Source organism: Nocardia sp. NPDC055002 (assembly GCF_053608825.1).
Genome location: NZ_JBSGWE010000001.1, coordinates 1,023,421 through 1,048,480 on the forward strand (window position 1 = coordinate 1,023,421; position 25,060 = coordinate 1,048,480).

The 25,060-nt window shown below is 66.1% G+C and carries 27 protein-coding genes; 16 read left to right on the forward strand and 11 right to left on the reverse strand.

What is annotated here, in order from left to right; all coding sequences use genetic code 11:
• Positions 1-170: 170 nt before the first annotated feature.
• Positions 171-599 carry an alternative ribosome rescue aminoacyl-tRNA hydrolase ArfB gene (arfB, locus tag ACWF99_RS04850; RefSeq protein ID WP_378630951.1) on the reverse strand — a complete coding sequence of 143 codons (429 nt, stop codon included), beginning with the start codon at positions 597-599 and terminating at the stop codon, positions 171-173.
• A 256-nt stretch (positions 600-855) separates the two neighbouring features.
• Here arfB and ACWF99_RS04855 point away from each other — a divergent pair, with 256 nt between their 5' ends.
• Positions 856-1,908: a hypothetical protein gene (locus tag ACWF99_RS04855; protein ID WP_452534734.1), complete on the forward strand. Its 1,053-nt coding sequence runs from the start codon at positions 856-858 to the stop codon at positions 1,906-1,908.
• 126 nt (positions 1,909-2,034) lie between these two features.
• On the opposite strand, the gene ACWF99_RS04860 is transcribed toward ACWF99_RS04855, so the two are convergent.
• On the reverse strand, positions 2,035-2,688 hold the full coding sequence (locus tag ACWF99_RS04860; RefSeq protein ID WP_452534736.1) for a TetR/AcrR family transcriptional regulator: 654 nt from the start codon (positions 2,686-2,688) through the stop codon (positions 2,035-2,037).
• An 83-nt stretch (positions 2,689-2,771) separates the two neighbouring features.
• Here ACWF99_RS04860 and ACWF99_RS04865 point away from each other — a divergent pair, with 83 nt between their 5' ends.
• The gene (locus tag ACWF99_RS04865) at positions 2,772-3,752 is read left to right on the forward strand and encodes a zinc-binding dehydrogenase (RefSeq protein ID WP_452534737.1); all 981 of its coding nucleotides are present in this window, start codon (positions 2,772-2,774) and stop codon (positions 3,750-3,752) included.
• A gap of 48 nt (positions 3,753-3,800) precedes the next feature.
• Here the strand turns inward: ACWF99_RS04865 and ACWF99_RS04870 are convergent, their stop codons facing one another.
• The 3 genes from ACWF99_RS04870 to ACWF99_RS04880 all read right to left on the reverse strand — a co-directional run bounded on the left by ACWF99_RS04870 (position 3,801) and on the right by ACWF99_RS04880 (position 6,522).
• Positions 3,801-4,151, reverse strand: a complete 351-nt coding sequence (locus tag ACWF99_RS04870) for an HNH endonuclease (protein ID WP_378630944.1) — start codon at positions 4,149-4,151, stop codon at positions 3,801-3,803.
• Between the two features lie 93 nt (positions 4,152-4,244).
• Positions 4,245-5,471, reverse strand: a complete 1,227-nt coding sequence (locus ACWF99_RS04875) for a lipase family protein (protein WP_452534739.1) — start codon at positions 5,469-5,471, stop codon at positions 4,245-4,247.
• A 178-nt stretch (positions 5,472-5,649) separates the two neighbouring features.
• Entirely contained in the window at positions 5,650-6,522 is an 873-nt protein-coding gene (locus ACWF99_RS04880) for an alpha/beta fold hydrolase (RefSeq protein ID WP_378630941.1), read from the reverse strand.
• A gap of 97 nt (positions 6,523-6,619) precedes the next feature.
• On the opposite strand from ACWF99_RS04880, the gene ACWF99_RS04885 reads away from it, so the two are divergent.
• Positions 6,620-7,021, forward strand: a complete 402-nt coding sequence (locus tag ACWF99_RS04885) for a winged helix-turn-helix transcriptional regulator (protein ID WP_452534740.1) — start codon at positions 6,620-6,622, stop codon at positions 7,019-7,021.
• A gap of 206 nt (positions 7,022-7,227) precedes the next feature.
• Positions 7,228-8,667: a rifampin monooxygenase gene (gene rox / locus ACWF99_RS04890; RefSeq protein WP_452534741.1), complete on the forward strand. Its 1,440-nt coding sequence runs from the start codon at positions 7,228-7,230 to the stop codon at positions 8,665-8,667.
• A 30-nt stretch (positions 8,668-8,697) separates the two neighbouring features.
• Here rox and ACWF99_RS04895 read toward each other — a convergent pair whose 3' ends face one another.
• The 4 genes from ACWF99_RS04895 to ACWF99_RS04910 form a co-directional block, all read right to left on the reverse strand.
• Positions 8,698-9,186 carry a hypothetical protein gene (locus ACWF99_RS04895; RefSeq protein ID WP_378630937.1) on the reverse strand — a complete coding sequence of 163 codons (489 nt, stop codon included), beginning with the start codon at positions 9,184-9,186 and terminating at the stop codon, positions 8,698-8,700.
• 55 nt (positions 9,187-9,241) lie between these two features.
• The gene (locus tag ACWF99_RS04900) at positions 9,242-9,748 is read right to left on the reverse strand and encodes a hypothetical protein (RefSeq protein WP_452534743.1); all 507 of its coding nucleotides are present in this window, start codon (positions 9,746-9,748) and stop codon (positions 9,242-9,244) included.
• Positions 9,749-9,981: 233 nt separating this feature from the next.
• The gene (locus ACWF99_RS04905) at positions 9,982-10,248 is read right to left on the reverse strand and encodes a hypothetical protein (protein WP_378630934.1); all 267 of its coding nucleotides are present in this window, start codon (positions 10,246-10,248) and stop codon (positions 9,982-9,984) included.
• 128 nt (positions 10,249-10,376) lie between these two features.
• The gene (locus ACWF99_RS04910; protein WP_452534745.1) at positions 10,377-10,739 is read right to left on the reverse strand and encodes a winged helix-turn-helix transcriptional regulator; all 363 of its coding nucleotides are present in this window, start codon (positions 10,737-10,739) and stop codon (positions 10,377-10,379) included.
• Positions 10,740-10,851: 112 nt separating this feature from the next.
• Between ACWF99_RS04910 and ACWF99_RS04915 the strand changes: the two genes are divergently transcribed.
• Complete coding sequence (locus ACWF99_RS04915) at positions 10,852-12,135, forward strand: MFS transporter (protein ID WP_452534746.1); 1,284 nt, start codon at positions 10,852-10,854, stop codon at positions 12,133-12,135.
• On the opposite strand, the gene ACWF99_RS04920 is transcribed toward ACWF99_RS04915, so the two are convergent.
• Entirely contained in the window at positions 12,128-13,126 is a 999-nt protein-coding gene (locus ACWF99_RS04920; RefSeq protein WP_378630929.1) for an oxygenase MpaB family protein, read from the reverse strand. The two genes, ACWF99_RS04915 and ACWF99_RS04920, sit on opposite strands and share 8 nt — an antisense overlap.
• A 517-nt stretch (positions 13,127-13,643) precedes the next feature.
• On the reverse strand, positions 13,644-14,810 hold the full coding sequence (locus ACWF99_RS04925; protein ID WP_378630928.1) for a thiolase family protein: 1,167 nt from the start codon (positions 14,808-14,810) through the stop codon (positions 13,644-13,646).
• A 580-nt stretch (positions 14,811-15,390) separates the two neighbouring features.
• On the opposite strand from ACWF99_RS04925, the gene ACWF99_RS04930 reads away from it, so the two are divergent.
• The 11 genes from ACWF99_RS04930 to ACWF99_RS04980 are packed head-to-tail and all read left to right on the forward strand — an operon-like array spanning position 15,391 to position 25,052.
• Positions 15,391-15,615 carry a hypothetical protein gene (locus ACWF99_RS04930; RefSeq protein ID WP_378630926.1) on the forward strand — a complete coding sequence of 75 codons (225 nt, stop codon included), beginning with the start codon at positions 15,391-15,393 and terminating at the stop codon, positions 15,613-15,615.
• Positions 15,615-15,800, forward strand: coding sequence for a hypothetical protein (locus tag ACWF99_RS04935; RefSeq protein ID WP_378630924.1), 186 nt, complete (start codon positions 15,615-15,617; stop codon positions 15,798-15,800). Before ACWF99_RS04930 ends, ACWF99_RS04935 begins: the two co-directional genes overlap by 1 nt.
• A gap of 46 nt (positions 15,801-15,846) precedes the next feature.
• Positions 15,847-16,698: an MlaE family ABC transporter permease gene (locus tag ACWF99_RS04940; RefSeq protein ID WP_378630922.1), complete on the forward strand. Its 852-nt coding sequence runs from the start codon at positions 15,847-15,849 to the stop codon at positions 16,696-16,698.
• 1 nt (position 16,699) lies between these two features.
• Positions 16,700-17,563 (forward strand): ABC transporter permease, encoded by an 864-nt coding sequence (locus tag ACWF99_RS04945; protein ID WP_378630920.1) that lies wholly within the window; start codon positions 16,700-16,702, stop codon positions 17,561-17,563.
• A gap of 9 nt (positions 17,564-17,572) precedes the next feature.
• The gene (locus tag ACWF99_RS04950; RefSeq protein ID WP_452534749.1) at positions 17,573-19,015 is read left to right on the forward strand and encodes an MCE family protein; all 1,443 of its coding nucleotides are present in this window, start codon (positions 17,573-17,575) and stop codon (positions 19,013-19,015) included.
• Positions 19,012-20,034: an MCE family protein gene (locus tag ACWF99_RS04955; protein WP_378630916.1), complete on the forward strand. Its 1,023-nt coding sequence runs from the start codon at positions 19,012-19,014 to the stop codon at positions 20,032-20,034. Before ACWF99_RS04950 ends, ACWF99_RS04955 begins: the two co-directional genes overlap by 4 nt.
• On the forward strand, positions 20,031-21,044 hold the full coding sequence (locus tag ACWF99_RS04960; RefSeq protein WP_378630914.1) for an MlaD family protein: 1,014 nt from the start codon (positions 20,031-20,033) through the stop codon (positions 21,042-21,044). Before ACWF99_RS04955 ends, ACWF99_RS04960 begins: the two co-directional genes overlap by 4 nt.
• Positions 21,044-22,144, forward strand: a complete 1,101-nt coding sequence (locus tag ACWF99_RS04965; RefSeq protein ID WP_378630912.1) for an MCE family protein — start codon at positions 21,044-21,046, stop codon at positions 22,142-22,144. Before ACWF99_RS04960 ends, ACWF99_RS04965 begins: the two co-directional genes overlap by 1 nt.
• Positions 22,141-23,253 carry an MCE family protein gene (locus ACWF99_RS04970; RefSeq protein ID WP_452534751.1) on the forward strand — a complete coding sequence of 371 codons (1,113 nt, stop codon included), beginning with the start codon at positions 22,141-22,143 and terminating at the stop codon, positions 23,251-23,253. Before ACWF99_RS04965 ends, ACWF99_RS04970 begins: the two co-directional genes overlap by 4 nt.
• Positions 23,250-24,434, forward strand: a complete 1,185-nt coding sequence (locus tag ACWF99_RS04975; RefSeq protein ID WP_452534752.1) for an MCE family protein — start codon at positions 23,250-23,252, stop codon at positions 24,432-24,434. The genes ACWF99_RS04970 and ACWF99_RS04975 overlap by 4 nt, the downstream gene beginning before the upstream one ends.
• Before the next feature lie 15 nt (positions 24,435-24,449).
• Entirely contained in the window at positions 24,450-25,052 is a 603-nt protein-coding gene (locus ACWF99_RS04980; protein WP_378630908.1) for a hypothetical protein, read from the forward strand.
• Positions 25,053-25,060: the final 8 nt, after the last annotated feature.

The following is a 25,060-nucleotide window of genomic DNA, read 5'->3' on the forward strand; positions in this document are numbered from 1 at the left end:
TGGGAGTGAAATCACGCACTCAACACAGCAGGCAAGAATGAAAACCAAGATCATTGTGATCGTACGCCCCGGGGCTTTCGCACGCAGCCCTCATCAACGGCGGGAAGCATCCGCTCGTGCCGCGTACCGCTGTCGTGCCGCCGATACCCCGACCCGCGGGTGGCCGTCGGCTAGTCGTCGGGGGACGCGCGGCGGTTGCGTTTGGTGACACCGCGCCGCTTCTTCGCGGAGATGCGTCGTTCCTTCGCTCCACGCGAGGGCTTGGTGGCGCGGCGAACGGGCGGCGGGGCGGCAGCGGCGTCGCGCAGGAGCGAGGCCAGGCGTTCGCGGGCGGCCGCGCGGTTCTGCAGTTGTGCGCGCTGCTCCGATGCGGCGATCGTGAGCACACCGTTGACCAGGCGGGTGGCCAGGCGGTCGAGCATCCGGGTGCGCAGCCACTCCGGCACCGAGGGTGAGTTGGCGAGGTCGAACGACAGCTCTACCCGGCTGTCGGTGGTGTTGACGTGTTGTCCTCCCGGGCCGGACGACCGTGAGAACCGCTCGCGCAACTCGGACGCGGGTATCACCAGCCCCCGAGCCACGGTCAGGTCCTCTGCCATGATCCGACGCCACTCTCTCCGATCGAACAGTCGCCTCGGCCGGGTCGGCCTGGGTACGACTGGACGGACCTTGTCTTCACGATAGCGATGACCTTGGCGAACGTGGACCGCGAGTGCGGCACTTGCCGGCATCGATCCATTCGTGCGTCCTTCGGCACCGCGTTCAGCCACACGGAGTGGCGGCGTGCGATCGGGATGACCGCAGGGCAGACTTGGCCGGTCCAGAAGCTTCATCGCCCCCGACACCGAGGCAACGATGACACCGATTCCGGCTGGAATCTCGCTCGACACACTCTCCGAACTTCCCCGATATCCGGCAGGAACATCGTTCGGCCACGATATCGACGCCGCCAACGAGATTCTGCTGTCCGCTGCCGATGAGCAGACTAAACGCGCGGCGTTTCTGGACTGGGCGGCCCGGCACCAGCCGTGTGTTTTCGGACGGATGGCCACCAAGTCCGGCACACCGGCGCGGGGATTGGCGATGGATCTGTGCTGGGTCGACGAACAGACGATCGCGGCCGGGCCGCACGCGATCTCAACCCGCATCGCCGCAGACCGCCGCACCTGGAAGGAACGGGCCGCGCGCGGAATGAGCAGCGCCTTTCTCGTGATCTTCAACAGCCGGTGTCTGGCTCACGCCCGCCCAGGTCCCGAATTCGCCCGTCTGTGCACAGAACTGGCGTCGCTGTACCTCACCGAACTGGCCCCCGTCCGGCCCGACGTGATCTATACCGAGGCCATCCCGCTCCGCGGTCGCGACGGGGTGCTGCGCCTGTTCAAAGGCAGTGTGCAGCTGTTCCATACCGGCGCTCATCTGCGGCGCCACCACGACCGCCGAATCCCCGGTGGGGTGATGATCTCGGTGAACGGACCGGGCCACTACGCCAATTCCCTTGTCACTCGAGGTATATGCGCGGATCTGGCCGAATCTGCGCCCATGGTGCGACGTTTGGCCGCACGCTCGATAGGCGCGGGCGGTCTCGGTGACGAGCGCGCGCTGAGCACCACCTGGCACCGCGACCCGGATCCTTCCGCACGCGACACCGCACGCTGGTTCTCTGCCGCCTACCACCTCGACGTTCTGGTCCAATCCGACGTCGTCAGCGATCCCGGCGCGCGAACCGGCCCCTGCCCGGCTCACGAACAATGGTCCTGGTTGCATCTGGATTACATCGACTCCAGCGAAACCTCTCCGGCCGACCCCACCCACGGTTGGTTCCACGGCGTCCCCGTCCCCGAGCGCGACTTGCACCACAACCCTTGGCCCCCAGTCGTTCCCATCGACGCGCCCGACTTCAACTACTGACCGCCACCGCCGCACCCTCACCCGAGCCCGAGCGGGCGCGGTTCGTGGAACCACGGTCGCTCACCGCGCAAAGCGGTTCGGCCGCCCGCTACCGGTTCGCGTTGGTCAGCTCGGCCTTGCCTCCGGTCATCCCGTGTTCGCGCTGCGCGACTTGCGTCGGGGCATCGCGGGCATCAATCGTGGCACAGGCGGTAGCGGTACAGATTCCGGTGAGACCCGGAACGCCTGGATCATGAGGGCGGCGAATCGGCGGGAGGCCGCGATTCGTGCTGCCGATGTGACGGCATGGATGCCGTTGTTGGCCATGATCATGAGAATGAGGTCGTCCGCCACGATGTCGGTGCGCAGGTGGCCGGTGTTCTTGGCGCGGCGGATCAGTTCGGCGGCACCGGTGAGTGAGGAGTTGCGGATCGCGGCGAAGTCCAGCGCGTGCGGGTAGGCGGACATGAAGGCTGCGGCGAATCCATGGTCGCGGGCTTGCAGCTCGCAGAGCTTCTCGACGGTGCGACAGAAGCCGTGCCAGGGATCAGGGTCGGCGAGTCCTTCGTCCACGAGGGTCAGGCAGGCGAGCATCTGATCGGTGAAGGCCTCGGCGACCAGCATCTCCTTGGTCGGGAAATGGCGATAGAGGGTGGCGGGGCCGACCTCGGCGCGCCGGGCGACCTCCCGCATCGGCACATCCAGGCCGTCGACGACGAACACCGCGCGGGCCGCATCGAGAATGCGTTCGCGGTTGTCCCTGGCATCCGAACGCAGGGTGTGAGGCAAACGAGTGGTCACCGCTCTCACTTTAGCTAAACGGACGGGGGTGTCCGTTACGGTCCCACTGGTCAGTTTCCCCAGAACAGAACACGGAGACGCCGATGAAGGCAGTAGTGGTCCAGGCATTCGGAGGTCCAGAGGTCCTCGCGGTGGTCGAACTCCCCCACCGGAATCCGACCGCCGGCCAGGTGTTGATCGCGACCGAGGCGATCGGCGTCGGCGGTGTCGACGCCCTTGTCCGACGTGGCGCGCTGGCCGCCTTCGGGATCACGCCGGGTCACATTCTGGGCCAAGAGGTCGTGGGCACTGTGACCGAGGTCGGCGAGGGCGTCGACACAGGGTGGATCGGTCAGCGGGTGTGGGCGTTCACCGGTGAGGGCGGCGGCTATTCCGAGCGCGCGATCGCCTCCGCCGAGACGCTCGTTCCCGTCCCGGCGGCCCTGTCGTCTGTCGACGCGGTGACACTCGGCAGCTCGGCCGTGGTGGCCCACTTCGCTTTGCGCCATGCGCATTTCACGCGCGCAGAGTCAGTGCTGGTGCGTGGCGCGGCGGGCGGAATCGGCGTGGTGGCAGTCCAGCTCGCGGCTCGTGGCGGTGCGGGTGCTGTCGCGGTCACGACTTCCTCGCCTGCGCGTGGCGATCGCCTGCGCGATCTCGGCGCGACACATGTGCTGGACCGCACCGGCCGGGGTGCGGAGAACGCTCCCGCGGGCTACGACGTCATCATCGACATCGCCGCAGGTGCGGATCTACCGTCGTTCCTCACCAAGCTCGAGCCCAACGGCCGGATGGTGGTCGTCGGTGTGATGGCAGGCATGCCGCCTGCGGACTTCGGCGTGGAGATGATCAAGGCGTTCCGGAGGTCGACGTCGTTCGCGACCTTCAGTGCCGATACCGTGCCTCTATCCGACCGGCGAGCAGCAACCGCCGATCTATTCGCGGCCGCGGTCCGCGGCGAGCTGAAAGCAGTTGTGCACGAGATACTTTCCCTGGAACACGCTGTGCTGGCGCACCGGAGAATGGACGCCGGCGAGGTGTTCGGCAGAATCGTGCTCGTTCCATCGGTCACCGAACGTCGGTGAGATCGCTTGCTGCTCCGGACATCCTGCGATGACCAGTGATGTGGGTGGCTAGGCGAACCTCGTGGTGAGCTCGGTCGCGATCTCGTAGTGGCGCACGAGGAACGAGCGTTCGTCGAGCTTCTTGCGGCGCAGCCAGCCGGTCACCTCGGCGTTGCACTTGCTGGCGTTGCACGACCCACACGCGGGCACGACGTTGCCGAGCGTGTAGCGGCCACCGCGCGAGAGGGCCTGCACGCAGTCCTTCTGCAGCGAGGTGACAGGAGATTTGCAGTAGGCGCACCCACCCCAGGACGTTTTGAGCGCGTCCCACTGCGCGTCCGTGAGGTCGTGGGCGACGGCCGCCATCCGCTTCTTGCGCTTACGTGCGGCGCGGACCTGTTTGCTACCCCCAGTCGGCACGACGGTCAGGATACGCGTTGCGATGATCAATTGGCCGGAGGCCGGGCCTGGGCCTGTTCGCCCATCCCCTGGGCCGTCGAGGGCTGATGCCGCTCAGCAGGTGCTTGCCGCCGGCTTCGCGGCGAATCGGTCGGCCAGATAGTTCAGGGCCGCCGGCATTCCCAGCATGGCTTCGGTACCGTGCTCGCCGACGGAATTCTCCACCAGCTGCACCGGAATCCCCGCGGCGCAGTATTTTCCGGCCAGCGCCCGGGCGGCACCGATAGGCGCGAACTCGTCAGCGACAGCGTGATGGAGCAGTACCGGCACGGCAGGTACGCCCGGGCGGAACAAGGGGCTGGCTTTGCGCACCACCGTGCTCAGTTCGGCGTTGTTCGTGATCGACCCGGGCCAAGCTTCCAGCGCCGCCGCATCGAGAAACGGATACGCCAGAGCGGCGTCGGGCACGCAATCGGCCCGGCTTGCGGCCAGCATCCCGCGGCCGGATTCGTTGAGGTACTGAGCCACATCAGCTTCGGGATACGACCGGTCCAAGCCCGCCAGGCCGACCACAACCGCCCCACCGGCGATTCCACCGCTGAAGCCGGACATGGTGGCTTCCAGATCCGCGACGATCCCACCCAGCACCACACCGGACAAACGCAGTTCCGGGGCGTAGGTGGCGTGCGCTTGCGCGGCAATAGCGGTGGCCTGGGCACCGCCGGAGTATCCCCACATGCCGATCGGCGCCGCGGGGTCGACAGCCGCGGGCGCGAACGCTCTGGCCGCGCGGATACCGTCCAGCACGCCGTGGACATACCCGTCGGCACCGAACAAATCGGAGTCAGGCCCCTGATAGTCCGGTACGACCAGGGCCCAACCTTGTTGCAGTGCAAACCGAATCATGCCGGTCTCGGCGTATGCGCCGCTGGGGACGCCGTCGATCCCACCACGCAGCGCGTACGAGGGTGCGCATTTCGAGCCGACGCCGTCTTCGGCGACCTGGTACGACAGCAGCGGACGCGGGCCGTCGCCGGTCCATTCCCGATGCGGTACAAGCACTGTCGCGACATAGGTACGGGGCGCCCCGTGATTGTCGATCGTCTTGTACTGCACCTGCCACGCATCCGCCGGCAGCGGCTGCCGGAACGACTCCGTCTCGATCACCCGCGACGAGAGCACTGTCCCGTCGGCCAGGTCGGCGAGCCCCTCGGGCTGGGCGTAGAACGAATCCTGTTCCGGCAGCGGCACTGCCGTAGCCCCACCCGCGCACGCCGCCACCAGTGCGAAGACCGCACCGCTCACCGTCGCCCGCAATGCCGCGATCCGCACTGCCCGCATCGAACACCCCACCCCCGAGAACCTGTTCTAGTTTTGCGTTCCCGCGAGCGTAATGTATTCGAGAGGACCCGACACCCGAACCGGTGATCCGGTGGCCGGGAAGTCGACGGGGGTGTCGCACGACAAATATCCGACCATCCACCTACCTGAACAGCGGCACGACATCTGGCGTTGGCCTTCAGGCGGGTTGCTCGGCGGCGAGGAAGGGCATCATGAGGCTGAGCAGTTCCTGCGGCCGGTCCAACGGGATGATGTGACCGCAATCCGGAATGACGTGTCCGGTGAGGTCGGCGGCGATGGGGCGTAGCTGGCGCTCCAGCGCGTCGCCGACCGGGTGGGCACCGATCGCCAGGGTGGAGGTGGTGAGCCGGTCGGTCGCCACGGCGTGATCGATCTGATGGGCGCTGGTCGGCAGTGCGCGGTAGTAGGAGAAGGCGCAGCGTAGGGCGTCATCTCCGGTGTAGGCATCGACGAACGCGTCGTGGATATCTTTCCGCACGCCCCGGCCTCTGGTGCCGGTGGTGAGGAACCACTCGATGTACCGCGCCTCGTGGCCGAGCAGGACCGTTTCGGCGAGACCGGGGACGGCATGGAATCCGAACCACCACGGCGGACCCGCGACGAGGAAGTCCTCGGCGCCGGGGAGCCTGCCCAGCAGCGCTTCCATGACCACCAGCCGCCGCACCCGGTCGGGGTGGCGCAGGGCGAGCAGGACCGCGACCGGGGTGCCGGCATCGATCGCGACCACGGCCGCGGTGGGTTCGCCGAGGGCATCGAGGATCCCGGTGACATCGGCGGCCAGTGTGCCTGCGTCGTAGCCGTCCGGCGCACGACTGGAGGCGCCGAACCCGCGTAGGTCCGGGGCTACCACCCGGTACCGCGCGGACAACGGGCCGATGATCTCGCTCCACAATCGCCAGGTGTGCGGAAAGCCGTGCAGCAGAACGACCGCGGGTCCGGAGCCTGCGATGGCGACATTGGCACGGATGCCGTTGGTCTCGATCTGGCGCAGCTCGATAGGCGCGACATGGAGCGGCGGCGTGCGGGACATGGAACCTCCCATTAGTAACTATTGGTTACTAGGGAACGATAGGTAACCTAAGGTATGCTGCCAAGACGGCACGTTGACTACAGGTGGTGAGGTCCAGGTGACTACTCGATCAGCGCAGGCGAAGACACCGGATCGCGGCGATCTGTTCGATGCGCAATGTCCGACACGTCAGTTGCTCGACCGCATCGGCACGAAATGGACGTCGATGGCGGTCAAGGTCCTCGCACAGGCCGCCCCGGGTGAGGTGCGGTTCGCCGAGCTGCGGCGGCGAATGCCCGGTGTATCCCAGAAGATGCTGTCGGTGACCCTGCACAACCTGGCCCGGGACGGTCTCATCACCCGCCGGGTGGAGCCGACGGTGCCACCACGCGTGCACTATCGGCTCACCGAACTGGGCTTGTCCCTGGAGATCCCCTTGGCGGCGCTGCGCACCTGGGCCGAGGATCATATGGCCGAGATCGACCGCGCCGGCGCCGTCTATGACGCACACGCCGAATAGCTTCCCAGCGGGCACCTTCGAAAGATCGGTCGGGCAGGACACCCTCGCGCTCTGGCATATATCGCTTGCGGCAAGCGCTGGGGGTACCGCACAATTGGCGGCCGAGGCCTGGACCTGCGGAAATCCGAAATCAGCGTGATGCGTGCGTGCGCGGTGCCGGGGATGTGGCGACGGGGTAGGCGAGAATTCGGGCGAATGGGTGGTTCATGTTCGATGTGATCATTGCGGGCTGTGGGCCGACCGGTGCGATGCTGGCCGCTGAACTGCGGTTGCACGATGTGCGGGTTCTCGTGCTGGAGAAGGAACCCGAGTCCGTGTCGTCGTTCGTCCGGGTGGTCAGTCTGCATGTGCGCAGTCTCGAGCTGATGGCCATGCGCGGGCTGCTGGATCGCCTTCTCGAACGCGGACGGCAGCGTCCGGTCGGCGGGGTATTCGCCGCCATCGCCACACCTACGCCCGCAGGGCTGGATTCCGCGTACGCCTATCAGCTGGGCATCCCGCAGCCGATCATCGATCATGTGCTCGAAGAACATGCGATCGAGCTGGGTGCGCAGGTCCGCAGTGGTTGCGCGGTGGTCGGTTTCGAGCAGGACGACGAGGGCGTGACCGTCGAGCTGGCCGACGGTGAGCGGGTGCGGTCGCGGTATCTCGTGGGCTGTGACGGTGCGCGCAGTACAGTGCGCAAGCTGCTCGGTGTCGGTTTCCCCGGTGAGCCCGCGCGGACCGAGACGTTGATGGGCGAGATGGAAGTGGGTGCCTCGCAGGAAGAGATCGTCGCCAAGGTGACCGAAATCCGCGCGACCCATGCGGTATTCAGTCTCAGGCCCTTCGGTGAGGGCATCTACAGCGTCGTTGTTCCCGCTGCGGGGGTGCGTGAGGATCGCACGGAACCGCCTACGCTCGAGGACTTCCAACGGCAGTTGCGCGCGATCGCCGGAACCGATTTCGGCGTGCACTCCCCTCGTTGGCTGTCTCGTTTCGGCGATGCCACCCGGTTGGTCGAGCGCTATCGGGTCGGTCGGGTGCTGCTGGCAGGCGATGCGGCGCACATCCACCCACCCGCCGGTGGTCAGGGGCTGAATCTGGGCGTTCAGGATGCCGTCAACCTCGGCTGGAAATTGGCCGGGCAGATTCACGGCTGGGCGCCCGAAACACTGCTGGACACCTACCAGTCCGAACGTCATCCGGTCGCCGCCGACGTGCTGGACAACACTCGCGCCCAGGTCGAACTGGCATCCACCGAGCCGGGCCCACAGGCCGTCCGCAGGCTGCTCACCGAACTGATGGGCTTCGACGAGGTGAACCGCTACCTGATCGAGAAGATCACCGCGACCGCCATCCGCTACGACTTCGGCCCAGGCCCCGATCTACTCGGCCGCCGCCTGCCCGACCTCGACCTGAAGCAGGGCCACCTCTACGACCGACTTCGTCAGGGCCGCGGTCTGGTCGTGGACCGCACCGAACGCCTGAGCGTCGACGGCTGGTCCGACCGGGTCGACATCATCGCGGATCCCACTGCGGCACTGTATGTTCCAGCGCTGCTGCTACGCCCCGACGGGCACGTCGCCTGGATCGGAGAGCACCAGCAGGTCCTGAACACCCAGCTCTCCCACTGGTTCGGCACGCCCACAGACGCGCCTCGATGACGTCCGCGCCATCCACGACAGTGGAGCCATCTACTGCTGCGGACCGGGCTGATCCCGTACAGCACCGTTCGGCCACACCACATCGACAGGAATGCCCCGCGCACGCGCCAGTGCGACCACGGTCCCGGTACCGGCACGCTCGCCGACCTTCCCGTCCCATACCGCGATCAACCGGTCGGCCTCACTGACCAGGACCTCGTTGGCGGCTTCATACGCGTCGCGGCCCGCACGGTCGAAGTCCATGACCCGAACCGTCGTGGCCCGCTCGATGAGCCCGTCGAATTGCACCAGGTGGTCCGGCTTCACTTTCGACTCCCGGTAGTCGCGCGACGGCACCACCGCCTCGAGCTGCCCGCCCGCGTCGAGAACCACTTCCGCGAATACGCTGTCCGCGCCGCGGGCAAGGCACGAAATACCGACCAGACCCGGTGTGTCGGCGATCAGGTGGGCGATGGCCGCACGAACGAGCGGGACCGTTTCGGCCGAGATGTTCGTGTGCCCGGTGACGCTGATTCGCATCACACCATGATGCCGGGGCGCGATGAACGAATGAAGCAGGTCGCGCCTGAACGACTCAGCGGCCAGGTTCGTCCGGGCGCGACGAACCGGCGTCACCGCCATCGCTCCGGGGAGGGCCGACCCTGCGCGGCCTCACCATCCGCCGACCGCCGCCGGGACGGTTTTCCCCGCCGGCACGTTTACGGCGCGACGCGTCGAAATCGATGAGATTCGCATCGCGCTCGGCGGTCCCGCCCGATGCGGCGCCGGCCTGCGTCACATCGTCGACCGGCAACGATCCCGACTCGCGCTCCAACTCCGCTCGGGTCACCGGGCGGGTTGCCGCCGGATCGTAGGCGCCATCGGGAACCGGAGACCAGCGCGGAGCTGCACCGATATCCTCTTGACGTCGCCGCGGCGGCTTCGGCAGGCGCACGACGTTCGACGGCGAGTCTTCACCCTGGCGCGGACCCGTCTCGGCAGCCCTCGTCTCTGCCAACTTCTGACGCAGCCGCTCCACCGCATCGAATCGACTGTTGCCGGGTCCGCGCGCGAACCCTGGCCCTGTCTCCTGATCCGACATCGAACTAACCGCAGACAGGCGCCGCGACACCCGCCCCGAACTTCGTCCCACTGATAACGCTCACGTCCACATTCTGCCTCACGACCCGCTATCAGTCAGCAGCCCGCTGCGCCCACCACCTGTGGCGACCAGCCCGTGTGCCGGCCGCCGCACGCAAGATCTACGTACTCGGACACGCGCAGACGACGCCGCGACCGCCGAAAATCTGCATGACCTCGCCTGTACTGACGTCGCTACTCGTGAGGCTGCGCATCCGCGAGGACCGCATCGATGGCGGATCGCAGGTCGAACACCACCTTGTATCGGCGAACCGACTCCGCTCCGGTCAGCTCGATGTCCCGGCCGGTCGCGCGCCACACGTCACGGATGGAGCCATCATCGCGCACCTCGTAACCTTCGGATTCCGCCCAGCGATCGACGTCCTGCGCACGACTGGCGAGCGCGTTCGCGACTTCACCTCGACCACGGAACGCCTGGACGTCCTTCCAGGAAACGCTCATCCGTCCTCCTTCCGGTTCAGCTCTGACAACGCGGTCGCGGACCAGTTGTGAAGCGTTGCTGAGGATCTCAGAAACAGAGACCTCCCACTGCTGCTCTTGTCTGCAACCTAGCGCCATCCCGTCAGAGCTCACCGGTCGGGACGGGCAATACTCTCGACGTATTCCGCGCCCCATCGGTTCAGCTCGGACACGAAACCGCGCAGTGCCTGCCCGGTCGGGGTGAGCGAATACTCCACGCGTGGCGGGACTTCGGCGAAGGAGTGTCTGTTGACGATGCCGTCTTGTTCCAGTTCGCGGAGTTGACGGGTGAGGACGCGGGGGGTTACCTCGCCGACCTTGCGGCGTAGTTCGCCGTAGCGCAGGGGCTCGTCGAGGAGGTATTTGACGATGGTCATCTTCCAGGCGCCGCCGAGGACGGCGATGCTCACCTCGACGGGGCAGCTCCGCATCGCTCGTACGATCGGCGCCCGGACTTCATCCATGGTTGCCATACGCTCGATAGTATCCATTCCGTCCATATGGACGAGATTGTGCATACTGTCGATCCTGATCGTTGATTGCTAGAAACGAGGGTAAGGACGTCGAGCAACGCGAAGGATTCCGGTGGGCATTTCCGCAGTCGAGATCGAGCAGCGCGCGATCGGGCGGGCGCCCCGTTTTCATCCCGCGTGGACAATCGTGGCCGTGGCGGCCCTCGCGCTCGTCGCGGCGGGGAGTTTCGCCACCATCGCGGGGCTGATCACCGAACCGCTGGTCGAGACGAAGGGGTGGAGCCGCACCGGCATCGGCGCCGCGGTGGCGGTGAACATGGTGCTCTACGGGGTGGTCGGGCCGTTCGCCGCGGCCATGATGGACCGCTACGGCATCCGCCGGGTGACGTCGTACGCACTGCTCGCGCTGATCGCGAGTTCGGTCCTCACCGCGATCTGGACTCCGTCGGTCTTCTGGTTCGTGCTGTGGTTCGGCTTCGCCATCGGGGTCGGGACCGGGTCGATCACGACGGTGTTCGCCGCGACGGTGGCGAACCGCTGGTTCTACCGCAAGATCGGTCTTGCTACTGGATTGCTGACCGCGGCAAGCGTTTTCGGTCAGTTCGCGATGCTGCCCTTGCTATCTGTGTTGCTCGAGCGAGCCGACTGGCGCGCGCCTGTTCTCGCCTGCGGAGCTCTCGCGACGGCGGCCTTGCTCGGCGTACTGCTCTTCCTGCGCGAGAGTCCCGCCGCGATCGGTGCGGTCCGCTACGGCGCGAATCCCGACACCGAACCCGTCGGGACCGATCGCCGAGTCAACCCCTTCTCCCGCACGATCACCGCCCTGCTCCGCGCCCTGCGCGACCGCCGGTTCTGGGTGCTGGCCTCGATGTTCGCACTGTGCGGGGCGACCACGAACGGCCTGATGTGGAGTCACTTCACCCCCGCCGCGCACGATCACGGCATGGCCGCCACCGCCGCGTCGGGCCTGCTGGCGATCATCGGCGTCGCCAACATCCTCGGCACCGTGTCCGCGGGCTGGCTCACCGACCGGATCGAACCGCGACTGCTCCTCGCCGTGTTCTTCCTCGGCCGCGGTGTGTCCCTCGCCCTCCTCCCGATCCTGTTCACCAGCGGGTGGTCCCCCGACCTCGTCGTCTTCGCCGTGGTGTTCGGCATCCTCGACGTCGCGACGGTGCCACCGACACTGACCCTGTGCCGGCATTATTTCGGCGCCGACAGCGCCCTGACGTTCGGCTGGATCAGCGTCTTCCACCAACTCGGCGCGGGCGCGATGGCCCTCACCGGTGGCCTGATCCGCGACCTGAACGGCTCCTACACTCCCCTCTGGATCACCGCCGCCCTCGCCTGCCTCACCGCCGCCGCCCTGGGCACCACCGGCTCCCGAATCAGATGAGCGACTTCTGCCGTGCGATGCGGCCGCGCACATCGCGCATCATCGCGTTGGTACCGGCGAACCTGATGAACTTCGGGATGAATCGGTTGACGAAGCCGACAAACTGGAAAAGGTGCTCGAATCGGCGTTGATCCGCGGTGCTCCATTCGATCGCCATCTGCTCGCGGAAATGCGGGGGCAGAAAGCCGGCGGTCAGGAACCGCAGGAGGCTGCCGAACATCACCCGGATGGACCAGTGGATCATCCGCAGGTGCAGCAGATCGTCGATGTAGGAGCGGAATTCGTCGTCGCACACCACCTGCTTGCAGGCCTCGAGCCAGTAGTCGTCGAACTCGGCGCGCGTCTTGGGCCACATGTCGGGGTGTACCTGGAGCGTGGTGCCGAAGGTGTCGGAGCCCTGGTAGAACGCCTCGAGTTCGTCGTCGGACATCTTGCCGCACAGCAGTTGGTGCGTGTCCTCGAAACCGATGTAGATCGCCGCGGCCACATACATCTGCAGGTTCCGGTCGAAGGCGTTGTATTTCACCTTCGAATCCGGCCGCGATCTGACCTGGCGGTGCGCGACATTGACGGCCGCCCGCATGGCCGACTTGTCCTCGTCGGTCCCGAGAACGGCCACCGCGAGGTAGGCAGAAGTGGTCCGCAGCCGCTTCCACGGATGCACCATGAGCGCACCGGATTCGACCGGACTCTCCATCACACCCGCCGCGACCCCCTGGTGCGCGAACTGCATCGCCACGTTCGCGGCCGCGCCCGCGAACATCCAGAAGTCCAAGGCATCGGCCAGCTGGGCGGGCCGTTTGCGTGGGGACCGGTGCGTGTCGGGAATATGGAGGCGAACCCGATCGAGAGTCAGCACACGCTCCGTCGCGGCGGGTTCCACCGCTGGGGTGGCCGACCGGCGCCACGCGGGTCCGGCACCTTCGTCGACGTAGGAATCACTATGTGGGTCGACGTAATTGGGTTCGCCAGGTCTGATTGCCGTGCTCATCGTCATCCTTTTCCAGAGATGTACCGCGCGACCGAGCAGTCGAGGCGATGCACAGCAGCCCGACGCACCTCGCGAACGCGGTTCGGCGCCAAGGGTACCCCGGCACACTCATTATGTTACCGACAATTCCACGCATCGAGGAGGGGAAGTTCGGATTCGACTCAGCGCTTACAACCGATTGACATCGCCCTTCTCGATCACTAAGTTGATGTCCATTCACCAATAGCTTCGGAGCGGGCATGCACTGCGGCGCCAGGTGGACACGACTGCCGCCGATAGGTGGCATTCCGGGAGTTCACTCCCGGAGCGCAAGGCTCGCGGCGTGGGACGTCCAGGCCCTTTGCCCCCACTGCCGCGAGTCTTGCGCCCCCACCCTTCACGCGACCTCGGCGACCGGCTGCTCACCCGGCATCGAGTCGCGACACCTCGCGAACTCAGCCTGGCCACCGCGGCGATGCAGTTCGACACCCCCGCCGACCGCACATCGCGTCCGGCGGGGGGCGTCCATCAGCTCGTCTCAGAGGCGTTCGATGATCGTGGCGTTGGCCAAACCACCTGCCTCGCACATGGTTTGGAGACCGAAGCGACCGCCGGTCTGTTCGAGATGGTTGACCATCGTCGCGAGCAACCGGGTTCCGGAACCTCCGAGCGGGTGCCCGAGCGCGATAGCGCCGCCACGCGGATTGACCCTGGCCGGGTCGGCGCCGAGCTCGTGCTGCCACACGAGCGGGACCGGCGCGAACGCCTCGTTCACCTCGAAGGTATCGATGTCGTCCACGGTGAGCGAGACCCGTTCGAGCGCCTTGCGCGTCGCGGGCACCACGGCAGTGAGCATGAGCGTCGGATCGTCGCCGACCACAGCGAAGGAGTGGAAGCGGGCGCGGGGGGTCAACCCCAGCTTCGCCGCCATCGCCTCGCTCATGATGAGTGCGGCCGACGCACCGTCGGTGAGCGGCGAGGAGTTGCCCGCGGTCACCGACCAGTTGATCTCCGGAAACCGGTCGAGGAGAGCGGGATCGGTGAAGGCAGGGCGCAGGCCGGCCAAACCTTCGACAGTGGTTGCGGTGCGTATCGTCTCGTCGGCGACGAGTTCTCCCGCGGCAACGAGCTCGGCATCGAACCCGCCGGATGCCGCGGTGGCGGCGGCCAGTCGATGTGAGCGGGCCGCGAACTCGTCGAGGACCGCACGGTCCAGTTTCCAACGGGCCGCGATGATCTCGGCCGCGATCCCCTGCCCGATCAGGCCGGCCGGATAGCGAGCGGCGAGCGGGCCACGCAGCGAGTCCTTGCCCTGAGTGTTGGAGAACATCGGCGCGCGGCTCATCGACTCGACGCCACAGGCGATCGCCACGTCATACGCGCCGGCGAGCACACCCTGGGCGGCGAAATGCACGGCTTGCTGACTCGAACCGCACTGTCGATCAACCGTGGTGGCAGGCACCGACTCCGGGAAGCCCGCCGCCAGCACCGCCGTCCTGGTGATGTTGTTGGCCTGTTCACCGCTCTGGGTGACACAGCCGCCGATCACGTCGTCGACGAGGGCCGGGTCGATCCCGGTGCGCGCGACCAGCTCTGCGAGCACACCGGCCAGCAGGGTGGCCGGATGCACCGACGACAGTCCGCCGCCGGACTTGCCTCGACCCGACGGCGTACGAACCACATCGACGATGACAGCTGACATCATGAACCTCCTGCACGGTCGCCGACCACACGGCGACATCCATCGAGTAAGTTAACTAGCATTCTTATCACTCGCCGCCAGATGCTAGCCGATCCGCCTGTTATCCAGCCCTCAAAATTCCAATTTATGTTACTGTTCATTCCGCAGCATCACGCGTTGGGGGCATGATGCGCGGGCCGCATCGGCACCGGCACGCACCCCTCAGCGGCGTCCGGTGCCGATGCGATGACCCGCACTCGCACCGGTTCACGCCGACCCACCGACCGGCGGCCGGACGAGAAGGGCGCACGGGCGCAAACTGCGACGGCACTCGATCCGGGGCCCTATAGGCAATCCCGAATCTATGAGATATGTTACCGGTAATTCTCATCACAACGACGAGAATGCGTAGTAACTTGCTCTTCGAGGTCGACCCTCCCGAGCTGGAGAAGTCTCAGTGCTTCTCGCATGACTCAGGGGAAATGGCGATCACTCTTCGGGTCCGCCCCTAGAAGAACGCTCGACAACAACATCGCACCGCCAACGACGGCGGTCGGCAGGCCCGACGTCGTCCAAGGTCCCGAGGAAGGACACCGGTACCACCATGTTGCGACGGCTGGACAGGTTTCTCAGCTATGAGATGAAGGTGTCCGAATTTCTCGGCACGCTCATCATCATCGGCATCCCGTACGGACTGGTCGGGGTCATCTGGACACTCACCCACACCAGCCATCTGCGTGACCTCCACGGGGCCGACCTGATCATCTCGTTCCTCGGATCGATCGTGTGCTGGCCCGTGCTCGTCTTCGCGAATGTGACGATGACCTGATGATGGCGCTGGTCTGGGTCATCGACATCATCGTGATCATCGTCAAGATCCTCGGCGGGCGGACACAGGTCAATCCTGTTCTCCGAGTGGGTATGTGGATCGCGCTGCTCTGCGTCATCGCCTTGTGCCTGGCGGCCGTCGGCGCGCTCGTCGTCCTCCTCGAACACTGGCTGAGCTCGCTCTGAGCAGCCGGGAACACATTCCCCCGCAGCAAGAAAGGATCGGTGCAGCGTGACGCCGCAACCGGCCACCGAACCGTCCGAGATCGGACGGCTCGTCGACAGTGCCACCGGGCTCTGGCGACGGCATCCCCAGCAGTCGCTCGAGACCCTCGGCAGGCAGGTCCTCCTCGGTCGGGCAACGATCGCGCAGTTGTTCCTATCTCTTGTGCAACGGCGCTTTCCGTTCCAGGAGTTCATCAAACAGTGCGCCTTCATGGCCAACGTCTCGGCCTTGCCGACCGTGTTCGTCGCGATTCCGGTCGCGGTGGTTGTCTCGATCCAGGTCGGCGCGCTGGTCAACCAAGTCGGCGCCACCACCTTCATCGGCGCGGTCGCCGGGCTCGGCATCATCCGCCAGGGCGCACCACTGGTCACCTCCCTGATGATCGCGGGCGCGGTCGGCTCGGCCATCTGCGCCGATCTGGGCTCCCGCACGATCAGGGAGGAGATCGACGCGATGAAGGTGATGGGCGTCGACCCGGTGCGCCGGCTGGTCGCCCCGCGACTGGCCGCCGCGGTACTGGTGAGCATGCTGCTGTGCGGGTTCATCGTGTTCGTCGGCTTCGCCACCGCCTACCTGTTCAACGTCTACGCCCAGCAGGGCACGCCGGGATCGTTCATCAGCTCGTTCGCCTCGTTCGCGGTCGCGAACGACCTGATGGTCGCGCTGTTCAAGGCGGCGATCTTCGGTGCGCTCACCGCGATCATCGCCTGCGACATCGGACTACACACCAAGGGCGGTCCCGGCGGTGTCGCGAATTCGGTGAACTCGGCGGTGGTCACCTCCGCCCTGATGCTGTTCGCCACCAACATCATCGTCACCCAGCTGTACAACAGCTTCTTCCCCGCGAAGGTGGTGTGAGATGGCCGCCGAGTACGTCCCGCCCGCACTGCGGCCGGTCCGCGCGATCAGCGCGACAGCCAAGATCCCTGTCGAAGCCAATCAGCGCCTCGGCCACCAGGCCATCGTGTTCTTCCAGGCCCTGATCGCCATCCCGTTCACGCTGCGTCACTACCGCAAGGAAGTCGCCCGCCTGGTCGCCGATGTCGGCTGGGGCAACGGCTCGCTCATCGTCGGCGGTGGCACAGTGGGCGTGGTCATCGTGCTGTGCGCGTTCGGCGGTATCACCGTCGGAGTCGAGTCCTACACCGCGTTGAACCTGCTCACCATGGGACCGCTGACCGGGGCCATCTCCGGCTTCGCCACCACCCGTGAGATCGCGCCGATCCTGGGCACGCTGGCCTTCGCTATCCAGTCCGGCTGCCGATTCACCGCGCAGCTCGGCTCGATGCGGATCTCCGAAGAGATCGACGCCCTGGAATCCATCGCGATCCGGCCACTGCCCTATCTGGTGACCACCCGGATGATCGCGGCGACGATCACCATCATTCCCCTCTACACCCTCGGCCTCGCGGTCGCCTACATAGCGACCAAGCTGTCGGTGCTGTTCCTCGGCGGTACGACCGCGGGCACCTATGACCACTACTTCTTCCAGTTCCTGCTGGGCGGGGACGTGTTCTATTCGATTTTCAAAGTAGTGGTGTTCGTCCTCATCGCGGCGTTCATCCAGTGCTACTACGGCTTCGTCGCCTCCGGGGGCCCCGAAGGTGTCGGGGTCGCGGCGGGCCGGGCCATCAAGATGGTCATCGTCGTCATGGTCTTCACCAATCTGTTTCTCACCCTTGCGATCTGGGGCATCGACCCCGGATTCCGGATCTCGGGATAGGTCGATCGAATGATTCTCGATCTCAGCGGCCGCGGCCCCAAACCCCTGCAGCTCACGCTCGCGGGACTGGCGGTGATCACCGCGTTCACGGTCGCTCTGTATCTGCTCGCACTGCGCTACAACGGCGAGTTCGAGGACACGGTGGTGGTCGGTGCCGACCTCACCAGCACCGGCGACGGGCTACCCCAGCGTGCCGACGTGAAGTACCGCGGCATGTTGGTCGGCTCGGTCGGCTCGGTGGAGATGGTCGCCAAGGGTGAACGCCAGCACGCCACACTGGAGCTGAAACCAGGCCTCGCGCAGACGATTCCGAACACGGTCACCGTGCGCGTCGTACCCGACAACATCTTCGGCGTCTCCTCGCTCCAGCTCGTGGACAACGGGGGGACCGCCGAGGGGCTGCGCGAGGGCGCGACCATCCGCGAGGACACCAGCGCCGCCACGATTCAGCTGCAGTCCACCCTCAACACCCTGCGCGATGTGCTCACCACCATCCAGCCCGAGAAGCTCGGCCGGGTGCTGGCCACCCTGTCCGCCGCACTCGACCCGAGCAGCCGGGTGCCGGGTTCCACGGTGGAGCGCCTGGATACCTGGCTCACCACGGTCCACCAGATCCCCGAAATCGGCCACCTGCTCGGCAATTTCGGTCAAGCGGCAACGGCACTGAGCCAGTCGGCACCGGAGCTGGTCGGGGTGCTGGCTGATTCGGTGACCTCTGCGCGCACGCTCAACGAGCACCGCACCCAATTGGTGGAGCTGCTCACCCAGGGCAATTCCACCATCGAATCGGTCAACGCCCTGTTCGCCGCGAATCCCGACTCGGGTAAGGAATTGGTCTCGGGCCTGGACCAGGTGCTCGGTGGCATCGCCAGAGATCCCGGCGCGCTGCAGTCGACGGCGGCCAACCTCAACACGTCGTTCCGCAGGTTGCAGCAGGTGTTCAACTTCGGCCCACGCAAACAGATGACCTGGCGCATGGACGTGACGTTCACACCGTTCCAGCAGTACACCGCCAAGGACTGCCCGCACTACGGCGAGATGGCCGGGCCCCGATGCGGCGGACCGTCCGTGCCCGAAGTCGCACCGCCACAGGAGTATCCGGCACAGATGCTGCCCAAGCGGCTCGAATCCGCCGGACCGGCACCGGTACTGCCGATTCCCGGTCTGCCGGCGCTGCCGAGCATCACCGTGCCGACGGTTCCCGGCCTGCCGACGATCCCGGGTCTACCCGCCATCCCGGGACTGCCCGCCATCCCGGGGATCACCGCACCCGCCGCATCCCACGATCCCGCGCCCGCCGCCATCCCGGCGGCGCAGCCCCGGCTGAGCGGCATCGCCGCGGTGTCGGCACTGGTCGGCGGTAAACCGACGTTCAGCCAGCTGCTGCTGCTCGGGTCGATCCTGGGCAACATTCCCATCGTCCCCGACACCGAAGGTGGTGTCCAACAGTGAAATCCACCAAAGCACTCCTCGGGTTCAGCTTCTTCGCCGTCCTGGCGACGTTGCTCACCTACACGATCTGGTCGACCCTGCAACGCAGTGTCCCCGGCAACACGACGAGCTACTCGGCGGTCTTCACCGATGTGCTGGGATTGCGCATCGGCGACGACGTCCGGATGGCGGGTGTGCGGGTCGGCCGGATCGACAAGATCGACTTCACCGACAACTACATCGCCAAGGTCGACTTCCGGATCGAGTCGCGCCAGCACCTGACCGACACCACCAAAGCCCTGGTGCGATACCAGAATCTGATCGGTCAGCGCTACCTGGCGCTGGCGCCGGGCACCGGCGAGGGCACCGTCGTCCCCGCCGGCTCGCAGATCCCGCTCGAGCGGACCGAGCCGTCGTTCGATGTCTCGGCGCTGCTGTCCGGATTCGAGCCGCTGTTCAGCGTGCTGCAACCCGACCAGATCAATTCGCTGTCGGAGACCCTCATCCAGGCACTGCAAGGCAACGAGGTGTCGTTGGCTGCGCTGATCACTCAGGCCGCCCAGCTGGCCAGCACCTTCGGTGAACGCGATCAGATCATCGGCGATGTGCTGAGCAATCTCAGCTCGGTGATGGCCGGGCTGGCCAACCGCAGCGACGAGCTGGAAACCCTGATCACGCAGACTCGCAGTTTGATGGAAGGGCTCTACACCGAGGGCGAAGCGTTGAAGAGTTCGGTCGAACGGGTGGCGGGGGCGACGAACGGGTTGGTCTCGCTCATCGAGCAGGTCAAGCCCGGTATGGCCGACGCGCAACGCAACGCGACGACAGGCGTGATGATGCTGCTCTACAACGGCGCCGCACTCGATCGCGCTGCGGTCGAATTCCCGGACTTCCTCAACGGCGTCGCCCGGTTCACCCAATACGGCACCTACGGCAATGCCTACATCTGCCGCCTCGACGTCTCGCTGTGGGGCGTTCTCCTGCCCGAGGGCTTGTTCTCGCAGGTCGGCGGCACCTCACAATCGGAAGTGTGCCGATGATCAAACCACGCGTTCCAGCATTTCTGCGACACAACCGGCACCTGCGGCTCGGCCTGATCGCGGCCCTCGCGGTGCTGGTGTTGCTCGGCGGTTCGAATCTGCTCACCCAGGTTCGGCTCGGCGACAAGACCGTTCACGCCGAGTTCGCCCAGGCCGCGGGCCTTCGGCCCGGTGCGACGGTCGATGTCTCCGGCATCGAGGTCGGTGAGGTCCAGGCAGTGAAACTGGTCAACGATCGGGTGGAGGTGGCACTGCGGATCCGCAAGGACATCCGCCTCGGCGCCAACGCCCACGCCGCGATCAAGATGTCGACCATCCTCGGCAGGCTGCACATCGTGCTGCGGCCCGGCGACGGAAAAGAGCTCCCCGACAACCGGATCCGGCTCGACAACACCGAGGTGCCGTACAACCTGAGCAAGGTCATCCAGGACCCGAAGTACACCTCCTCGTTCGAGCGGATCGAACGGATCGACCCGAACAAGCTGCGCACCGCACTCGATGTGTTCAGCGCCCAGCTGGGCGATTCACCGGCCATGGCGGTGCAGGCCCTCGACAGTATCGGCTCGCTCGCCCAGGTGATCAACAGCAGGCGCGACGAGGTCGACACCCTGCTCAAGAGCATGGATCAGGTCTCCCAACTGGTCTCGGACAACCGCAACAGCGTGTTGGTGTTGCTCACCAGGGGCGAAGCGATCGGGGCCGCGGTGCAGAAGCGCCAGACCCTGCTCACCCAGCTGCTCGACAACGTCGCCGATATGTCGAGGCTGCTGCAGGACATGGGCATCGAGAACAACGGTGAACTCGGACCGCTGATCGCGAATCTCAACACGATGGCCGACGGCCTGACCAAGAACAAGGAGAACCTGGACCGGATCTACGAGTACGCCCCGGTCACGTTGCGCCAGTTCAACAATCTGCTCGGCAACGGTCCCTACGGCGAGATCTGGGCACCGTGGATCCTTCCGGACAACTGGCTGTGCTTCGCACAGGCCGTACAGGGGTGCAACTGATGAGGACCGAACGCAGGAGCAAGCTGGCGGCGCTGTGCTTGGCCGCGACACTCGCCTCGGGCTGCGCCCTGCTGCCCGACAGCCTGACCGGACTGGGTAACCAGGTGCTCGGCGAGCAGAAGCGCATCAGCGCCGACTTCGAGAACGTGGCCGGACTGTATGCGGGCAACGAGGTCTCGGTACTCGGAGTGCCGGTCGGTGTCGTCGATTCGGTGACGCCGCGCGGCAGCTACGTCGAGGTGGTGATGTCGGTCGACCGCGACGTGCGCATTCCCGCCGAAGCGATCGCGGCGCTGGTGTCGCCGCAGCTGATCACCAACCGCCATGTCGAGCTCGCCCCGGCCTACACCGGCTCAGGGCCCGAACTGGCCGACGGCGCGCATCTTCCGCTGGAGCGCACCAGGACACCGGTCGAGCTGGACCGGATCCTGGCCAACTTCGATCAGCTGGGCGAGGCGCTCAAGGGCGACAGCCAGAGCGGGCCCATGGCAAGCCGAGTGCTCTTCCCACTGCTCGACGGCAACGGCGACCGGTTGCGCGAAACGCTCGACGAACTGTCGGCGGCCTTCGAGCTGACTTTCGCCAACAAGGATCAGATCGCCAACACCATCATCGAACTCGGCGAGATCACCCAGATCGTCGCCGACAACGATCAGACCGTCCGCGATTTCAGCGGTCGCATCACCGAATTGGTCGCGTTGTTCGGGCAGCAGTCCCCCGGTCTGCAGGCGGTGCTGACCCAGCTCGACGACTTCATCACCAATACCTCCTCGGTGGTCGGCCAGAACCAGGATCAGCTCGCGGGCGCGCTCACCAAGTTCGTCGCGATCGCCGCCCAGATGCGGGCCAATGCCCGCAATCTGACCGAGATCATCGACGTCGGTCCGCTGATGTTCCAGAACTTCGACAATGCGATCAGCCGAGAACACCAGGCGCTGCGCCTGCACGGTCTGCTCGACAAGATCGTGCTCGACAGCGAAGTGGTCTCGCTGTTCTGCGAGCGCGTGCAGATGCGCCTGGACGGCTGCCGCACCGGCAAGATCTCCGATATGGGCCCGGACTTCGGGCTGACCGCCGCGCTGTTGGGACTGACGAAATGACTCTGCGCACCACCTTGGCCGCGGCCTTCTGCGCCGCCGCCGTGGCCGCATCGAGCAGCGGCTGTTCGATGACCGTGGCCGAGCTGCCGATGCCCGAACCGGGCATCGGCGGGCCCGGCTATACCTTGCACGCCACATTCCGCGACGCGCTCAATCTGCCCGATCGCGCGCACGTGAAGATCGGCGGCACCGATATCGGTGTCGTCACCGGAATTTCGACGACCGCGTTCCTCGCCGATGTCGAGATGCTGATCCGCACCGACATCCAGCTGCCGCAGGGCACCACCGTGGAGCTGCGCCAGGCGACCCCGCTCGGTGACATCTTCGTCGCCATGACCCTGCCCAGCGCCGAGGCCGCCGGACCACCGCTGCGCGAGGGCGCGACCATCGGCGCCGAGCACACCGCGTCGGCCGCCTCGGTCGAGCAGTTGATGATGTCGGTGTCGATGCTGATCAACGGCGGCGGACTCAATCAGGCAGCCGAAGTCACCTCCGAGCTCAATTCCATCTTCGCGGGCAAGGCGCCCCAACTGCAGCACCTGATCGGGGAGATGACCTCGGTCATCACCGCGCTCAACGCACGGACCGGCGACCTCGACGCGACACTCACCGGGTTGTCGGTACTGACCGGCGAATTGGCTCGGCGCAAAACCGAACTCGGCGCCGCGGCCGACAGCTTCCCGCAATTGATCGGGCTGTTCGCCGAGAACAACCAGGCCATCGTCGACCTGATCAACAAGGTGGCGGTGACCATGGACGCCCTCGGGGACTTCAGCACCACGAACGGGCCGCAGTTCGTCAGCCTGTTCCAGAGCATCCAGAATCTGATGTCCGGATTCGCGCAGATGGGCGATGACCTCACCGGCACGCTCGAGGGCTTCCATCAGGTCTATCCCTCGGTCATGGACAGTATGCAGGGACCGACCCTGGCCGTCGGAGCGATCCTGTCCTACCTCGACATCGGTGCGATCACCGATCCGGCAGGCAGCCGCTGGCCCGACGGCACCGATGTGCCGGCGTTCATCGGCAGCATCACCGACGTGATCGCCAAGGTGACCGGCCGCCTCAACAGCACACCGCAGCAGCCGACCCACGAGGGGCCCCGATGAATTCACCGTTGTGGCAGTGGCTGGTTCGCCGTCGCGTCGCGGTCGCCAATGCCGGTCTGGTCGTCGTCCTGGTGCTGGGCAGCCTGTACCTGGGCGGTGCGGTCCTGCGGATCGACCCGACGAGTACGCGCTATGTCGTCACCGTCGAACTGGCCATCTCGGGTGGACTCACCGCGGGCAGCGACGTGACATTCCGTGGTGTTCGGGTCGGCCGGGTCGACGACGTGCGGGTCGCAGGCGACGGGGTCGCGGCGGTAGCCGAGATCGAGGAGGGCACCCGGATTCCGGTCGGCGGCACAGTCGCCGTCGCCCGATTGTCGGCCGCGGGTGAGCAGTACCTGGATTTCCGCCCCGACACCGACACCGGACCGTATCTGCGCGACGGCTCCGTTATCGCCCGGGCGGACACCGCCGTGCCGGTGCAGGTGCAGTCGGTGCTGGCGAACATGACGGGCCTGGTCGGCGGATTGAACCCCGACCGCCTCAATGTCATCGTCAACGAACTCGACAAAGCGCTCGCGGGCGGACCGGATGGCTTGCGCAACATGATCTCCGGGATCAGTCGTGCGATGGCGGGGCTCACCGATCTGCTTCCGCAGACCGAGCATCTGCTGCGCAATCTGGAGGTCATCGCCTCGACGACCGCGCACGCGCAACCCGACCTCGGCACCCTCACCCACGCGGGTAGCGCCCTGTTCCAGCAGTTCTCCGCCGCCGACGCCGAATTGCGGCATCTGCTCCAAGAGGGGCCGGGCCAGCTGGCGACCCTCGGGGGCTTCATCTCCCGCACCCACGATCCGATCACGGACCTGGTGACGAACTTCGTCGCGATCACCCGGGCAGCCAAATTGCGTCAACCCGCGATCGAGCTGCTGTTTCCCACGTTGAGCCGCTTCTCCGAGGCGGTCGGGGTCCCCGCCCACGACAACGCTTTCTTCACACTCGTCGATCCGTGGCCGCGACCGACCTGCGACTACGACACTGTTCCGATCCTGCCCACCAAGGCCACCGCCGATACCAGGGTGCGGCTCTACAACTACTGCGTCACCGACAATCCCGCCCTGCAGGTGCGTGGGTCGGCGAACGCACCACGTCCCGCCGGACCCGACAACGGTGCGGGACCGCCGCCCGGTGTGACCGGTGACGAACTGTCCCAGCCCTCGGTGCCCGCACCACGATAAGGAGCACGAAAAGCGATGACCAACGACGAAACATCCCCCAGCACAGCACCATCGGCAGGGCTCGCGGACACGGTCGATGCGAAGACGGCCACCAAGGCCAAGTGGTGGGCGATGGACCGCAAAACTCTCGGCCTGCGCAGTGCCACCGCGATCGTCCTCGGCGCTTCGGTGGCGACCTCGGTGTTCCTGTTCGTGGAGAACAAGAACAGCACCGATCTGCTCGAGGCCCAGCAGCAGGCCCGCGAGGCCGCGTGCCACTACGCGCCCGCCCTGGCCGAATACGACAGCAAGAGCCTCGACACCTACTTCAAGGCTGTCCTCGCGGGCGCGACGGGTGACTGGAAGAAGCAGTTCGAATCCACCAGCACCGAGCTGCGCGACGCACTCACCCAGGGCGAGGTCATCTCGAAGGTGACCGATACCCAGTGCGCGCTGCGCTCCGGCGACGAGAACTCCGCCGAGGCGATCGTGGTGATCGGAACGACCATCTCGAGCCTGGGTACCGAGCACAAACCCAAGCCGAGTCAGCTGTCGATGGTGTTCAACCTGCACAATGACGACGGCCGCTGGCTCGTCGAGAAGGTGAACTCCCCGTTGACCTCGCCTCCCGCCCAATGACGCGGTCC

Coding starts and splice junctions, on each gene's coding strand:
- arfB (WP_378630951.1), bottom strand. CDS start 599: ATGGCAGAGGACCTGACCGTGGCTCGGGGGCTGGTGATACCCGCGTCC.
- ACWF99_RS04855 (WP_452534734.1), top strand. CDS start 856: ATGACACCGATTCCGGCTGGAATCTCGCTCGACACACTCTCCGAACTT.
- ACWF99_RS04865 (WP_452534737.1), top strand. CDS start 2,772: ATGAAGGCAGTAGTGGTCCAGGCATTCGGAGGTCCAGAGGTCCTCGCG.
- ACWF99_RS04875 (WP_452534739.1), bottom strand. CDS start 5,471: ATGCGGGCAGTGCGGATCGCGGCATTGCGGGCGACGGTGAGCGGTGCG.
- ACWF99_RS04880 (WP_378630941.1), bottom strand. CDS start 6,522: ATGTCCCGCACGCCGCCGCTCCATGTCGCGCCTATCGAGCTGCGCCAG.
- rox (WP_452534741.1), top strand. CDS start 7,228: ATGTTCGATGTGATCATTGCGGGCTGTGGGCCGACCGGTGCGATGCTG.
- ACWF99_RS04895 (WP_378630937.1), bottom strand. CDS start 9,186: ATGCGAATCAGCGTCACCGGGCACACGAACATCTCGGCCGAAACGGTC.
- ACWF99_RS04900 (WP_452534743.1), bottom strand. CDS start 9,748: ATGTCGGATCAGGAGACAGGGCCAGGGTTCGCGCGCGGACCCGGCAAC.
- ACWF99_RS04905 (WP_378630934.1), bottom strand. CDS start 10,248: ATGAGCGTTTCCTGGAAGGACGTCCAGGCGTTCCGTGGTCGAGGTGAA.
- ACWF99_RS04910 (WP_452534745.1), bottom strand. CDS start 10,739: ATGGCAACCATGGATGAAGTCCGGGCGCCGATCGTACGAGCGATGCGG.
- ACWF99_RS04920 (WP_378630929.1), bottom strand. CDS start 13,126: ATGAGCACGGCAATCAGACCTGGCGAACCCAATTACGTCGACCCACAT.
- ACWF99_RS04925 (WP_378630928.1), bottom strand. CDS start 14,810: ATGATGTCAGCTGTCATCGTCGATGTGGTTCGTACGCCGTCGGGTCGA.
- ACWF99_RS04930 (WP_378630926.1), top strand. CDS start 15,391: ATGTTGCGACGGCTGGACAGGTTTCTCAGCTATGAGATGAAGGTGTCC.
- ACWF99_RS04935 (WP_378630924.1), top strand. CDS start 15,615: ATGATGGCGCTGGTCTGGGTCATCGACATCATCGTGATCATCGTCAAG.
- ACWF99_RS04945 (WP_378630920.1), top strand. CDS start 16,700: ATGGCCGCCGAGTACGTCCCGCCCGCACTGCGGCCGGTCCGCGCGATC.
- ACWF99_RS04950 (WP_452534749.1), top strand. CDS start 17,573: ATGATTCTCGATCTCAGCGGCCGCGGCCCCAAACCCCTGCAGCTCACG.
- ACWF99_RS04960 (WP_378630914.1), top strand. CDS start 20,031: ATGATCAAACCACGCGTTCCAGCATTTCTGCGACACAACCGGCACCTG.
- ACWF99_RS04965 (WP_378630912.1), top strand. CDS start 21,044: ATGAGGACCGAACGCAGGAGCAAGCTGGCGGCGCTGTGCTTGGCCGCG.
- ACWF99_RS04970 (WP_452534751.1), top strand. CDS start 22,141: ATGACTCTGCGCACCACCTTGGCCGCGGCCTTCTGCGCCGCCGCCGTG.
- ACWF99_RS04975 (WP_452534752.1), top strand. CDS start 23,250: ATGAATTCACCGTTGTGGCAGTGGCTGGTTCGCCGTCGCGTCGCGGTC.
- ACWF99_RS04980 (WP_378630908.1), top strand. CDS start 24,450: ATGACCAACGACGAAACATCCCCCAGCACAGCACCATCGGCAGGGCTC.